This window comes from Pseudomonas sp. UBA4194 (assembly GCF_002379585.1).
GTDB lineage: Bacteria > Pseudomonadota > Gammaproteobacteria > Pseudomonadales > Pseudomonadaceae > Aquipseudomonas.
Genome location: NZ_DFUE01000082.1, coordinates 21,089 through 25,230, shown reverse-complemented (window position 1 = coordinate 25,230; position 4,142 = coordinate 21,089). Strand labels below are relative to the sequence as shown.

The following is a 4,142-nucleotide window of genomic DNA, read 5'->3' as shown; positions in this document are numbered from 1 at the left end:
GGTGTGTCAGGGGTGACGCGGTGGGGCGGGACGCGGCTTACGCCGCTGCTACAGGGTTGCGGTGTGGGTGTGTGAAGAACGACCCAGCGGCGCTCGGGTGTGTCAGGGGTGACGCGGTGGTGCCGGACGCGGCTTACGCCGCTGCTACAGGATTGCGGTGTGGGTCGGCGCCGCACGACAGCCTGTAGCACCGGCGTAAGCCGGTCCGGGGCGCTGGGGTGTGTCAGGGGTGACGCGGTGGGGCGGGACGCGGCTTACGCCGCTGCTACAAGATGCGCTGACGGGCTTGAAAAGCATCAGGCCTTGACCATAAACGATAACGGTCGTTGATGGTTTCGCGTTCCACTTGATACGCCATCAGCCTGTGCAACGCGTAAACACTGCTTATGCCCAGACGCGAGATCGTTAGATTCGCTGCTGGCATATTGATATGCGCTATTAAACCTGTTCCTCATCCGTCGCACTCCCTAGCATGCGCTCCCGACGATTTCCGCCACCGGCGGGATCAACAGGTTCTGCTTATTTGTACAGCGTCAGCGCTCGCTCAGGGGGCGCAGTCTAGGGAGTTTTGGATGTACAGAAATACCGCCGCCGTGGTCATGCTCGGTCTTTGTGCCCAGCAGGCTCAAGCCGCCGGCTTCATCGAAGACAGCAAGGCCACCGTCACCGCCAGAAACTTCTATTTCAACGGTGATAACCGCGATGGCGAGGCCAACCCGTCGAAGCAGGAAGAATGGGGGCAAGGTTTCATTCTTAAATATCAGTCAGGCTTCACCCAAGGGCAGGTTGGCCTGGGCGTCGATGCTCTGGGTCTGTTGGGGCTCAAGCTGGATTCAGGCAAAGGTACCGCGTACAACGCCGGCAGCGCTGGCGGCGGTCAGCTGTTTCCCAGCGGTAGCGACAATCGCGCCGTGGACGAATTTTCCAGCCTGGGGCTGACAGCCAAAGCCCGTATCTCCAGGACGGAGGCACGTCTGGGTACCTTGCAGCCCAAGCTCCCGGTAGTGGTTTATAACGACGGCCGCCTGCTGCCACAAACCTTCGAAGGGGGCGAGCTCACCAGCAAGGAGTTCAAGAACCTGACACTGATTGGCGGCAAGCTGGAACATGCCAAGGCACGCAACTCCACCAGCGCTGACTCGCTTTCGGTGGCCGGTGCCAACAGCCGGACCGGGCAACGCAGCAATGCCTTCTACTACGCCGGTGCCGATTACAAGGTGACGCCCGACCTGCTGGCCCAGTATTACTTCGGTAACCTGGACGACTTCTATAAACAGCACTTCGTGGGCCTCACTCATCAGTTGCAACTGCCGATGGGCAAGCTCAAGACCGACCTGCGCTATTTCTACAGCGATGCTGATGGCGCCAACGGCAGCCAGCAAGGGCGCCTGCAAGGTTACAAACTGTCTGGCAAGGCCGGCACCAGTGGTGAAGTCGATAACCAGACCTGGAGCGCGCTGTTCACCTACACGCTCCAGGGTCACTCCCTGGGCGCCGGCTATCAGCAAGTGCACGGTGACAGTGACTTTCCGTTTCTCAACCAAGGGGACGGCGCCACGGCCTACCTGATCACCAACAAGCAGATCGGCAAGTTCCAGCGTTCAGGCGAGCGCACCTGGGTCGCCCAATACGGCTACGACTTCGCCCATCTCGGCCTGCCGGGCCTGACCACCTATCTCTCCTACCTGTCGGGCAGCGGCATCGACGCAGCGGGGAGTGGCAGTGAATGGGAACGGGATTTCAGCCTGGGTTACCTCGTGCCGCAAGGACCGCTCAAAGGGCTGGGCATGACCTGGCGCAACGCATCGCTGCGCTCGGGCGTGACCAGCCAGCGCGATCAAGACCAGAACCGGTTGATCCTCAGTTACACCGTGGCGCTTTTCTAATTCCCTGGCTGCAACTTTCCTGAAGGCTTTGCCCATGTATCGAAATCTGTTGATGTCGTTGTCCGCGCTAGCACTCTCGTTCACGGTGGCGGCCAACGCTGCCCATGCCGATGAAACGCTGGAGAAAATTCAGGCGCGCCACAAGATCAGTGTGGGGGTCATGCTCAGCGGCTTGCCGTTTGGCACGCTGGACCCCAAGACCGGCGCCCCCACCGGCTATAACGTCGAACTCGCCAACGCGGTGGGCAAGGCTCTGGATGTCGATGTCGAACTGGTGCCGGTACTGGCGCCCAGCCGCGTTGCGTTTCTGCAGCAGGGCAAGGTCGACATTCTGATTGCCAACATGAATCTGACGCCAGAGCGCGCCAAGATGCTCGACTACGTCCCGACGCCCTATGAAGAGGTTGCAGCGGCGGCACTGATGCACAAGAACAGCGGAATTACTCGTTGGGAAGATCTGCGTGACAAGCCGGTCTGTGTTTCCCAGGGCAGCAATTTCATCAACTGGTTGCGTGGAACCTATGGTGCCCAGATCAAGGCGTTTCGCAGTCAGGCGGAGTCTTTGCTGTCGCTGCGCGGCAATGGTTGTGTGGCGGCCGTTCACGTGAGCCCGACCATGCTGTCGTTGCTCAACAAGCCGGAGTGGGCGGATTACGAGATACCGCTGCCACCGGATCGTGAGCCTTTGCACTCGGTGATCTGGTTGCGCAAGGACTCTCCCGACGCCCGTGCACGACTGGATGCCATCGTGCGCGACTGGCACCGCACGGGCTGGCTGATCGAAGTAGGCGAGCGCAACGACCTGACACCCTCGGCTGGCTTGCGTGCTCTGCACGACAAGTACCGTGACCACACCCAGTGACACCGGCGGTGTTGCACCGGTGCCGCACGACACCCTGTAGCACCGGCGTAAGCCGGGTCCGGGGCGCCGGGGTGTATCAGGCGTAACGCACCGGCCCCGCACGACACCCTGTAGCACCGGCGTAAGCCGGGTCCGGGGCACCGGAGGTGTATCAGGCGTAACGCGGTGGTGCCGGACGCGGCTTACGCCGCTGCTACAGGGTTGCGGTGTCGCACCGGCGTGAGGTGGTTTGGGCTGTCTCCATGGAATTGAATCAATGGTCTCCATTGCCATACCTGCTATCGAGGAAAAAATGTCTTCGGGTTTTCGAGTGCTACCGCGCAAGCGCAAGGTCACTGCCGAGCAGATCGAGCGTTACCGCGATCTGCCAGTGGCTAATATCAGCGATTCAATGGGCCGAATGACGGCTGCCGGGACGCGCCTGCGCCCACTGCACCGCGGCGGCGGGATGGTGGGTGCGGCGCTGACCGTGAAGTGCCGCCCCGGCGATAATCTGATGGTTCACTACGCCCTTGACATCGCGCAGCCGGGGGATGTGATCGTGGTGGATGCCGGCGGCGATCTGACCAATGCGTTGGTGGGCGAGCTCATGCTGGCATTCGCCGCCAAGAAGCAGCTGGCCGGGGTGGTGATCAATGGCGCGGTGCGGGATAGCCAAAGCATACGAGGCAACCCGTTACCCGTTTACGCCGCAGGCATCACCCATCGTGGGCCCTATAAAGATGGACCGGGGGAGATCAACGTCGCCATTGCCATCGACGGCATGGTGATCGAGCCAGGTGATTTGATGGTCGGCGACGAAGATGGTCTGCTCTGCGTGCCACTGGCCGATGTCGACCGCGTGCATGCCCTGGCCAGCGAACGCCACGCCGCCGAGGTGCTTAAACTGAAAGCAATCGCCGAAGGTCGCAATAACCGCGATTGGGTGGTCACCAAGCTAAAAGCATTAGGCTGCGATCTCCCGCCCGGACCACCGGCGTAAGCCGGGTCCGGGGCGTCGGGGTGTGTCAGGGGTAACGCGGTGGTGCCGGACGCGGCTTACGCCGCTGCTACAGGTTGCGGTGTCGCACCGGCTTGAGCCGGGTCGGGGGTACCGCGGGGTGTCAGGAACGACGATTGGCGCCGTACGACACCCTGTAGCACCGGCGTAAGCCGGGTCCGGGGCGCTGCGGTGTATCAGGGGTAACGCGGTGGTGCCGGACGCGGCTTACGCCGCTGCTACAGGTTGCGGTGTCGCGCCGGCGTAAGCCGGGTAGGGGGCGCCGCGGTGTATCAGGGGTAACGCGGTGGGGCCGGACGCGGCTTACGCCGCTGCTACAGGCTGCGGTGTCGCACCTGCGTAAGCCGGGTCGGGGGCACCGCGGTGTTTCAGGAACAACGCATTGGCGCTGTAC

General features: G+C 62.2%; 3 protein-coding genes. All 3 read left to right on the top strand.

Annotated elements, in window-relative coordinates:
* Positions 1-572: 572 nt before the first annotated feature.
* The 3 genes from B3397_RS19825 (at position 573) to B3397_RS19815 (ending at position 3,730) form a co-directional block, all read left to right on the top strand.
* On the top strand, positions 573-1,886 hold the full coding sequence (locus B3397_RS19825; RefSeq protein WP_296253341.1) for an OprD family porin: 1,314 nt from the start codon (positions 573-575) through the stop codon (positions 1,884-1,886).
* A 34-nt stretch (positions 1,887-1,920) separates the two neighbouring features.
* Positions 1,921-2,748 carry a transporter substrate-binding domain-containing protein gene (locus B3397_RS19820; protein ID WP_296253339.1) on the top strand — a complete coding sequence of 276 codons (828 nt, stop codon included), beginning with the start codon at positions 1,921-1,923 and terminating at the stop codon, positions 2,746-2,748.
* A 292-nt stretch (positions 2,749-3,040) separates the two neighbouring features.
* Positions 3,041-3,730 (top strand): RraA family protein, encoded by a 690-nt coding sequence (locus B3397_RS19815; protein ID WP_296253343.1) that lies wholly within the window; start codon positions 3,041-3,043, stop codon positions 3,728-3,730.
* Positions 3,731-4,142: the final 412 nt, after the last annotated feature.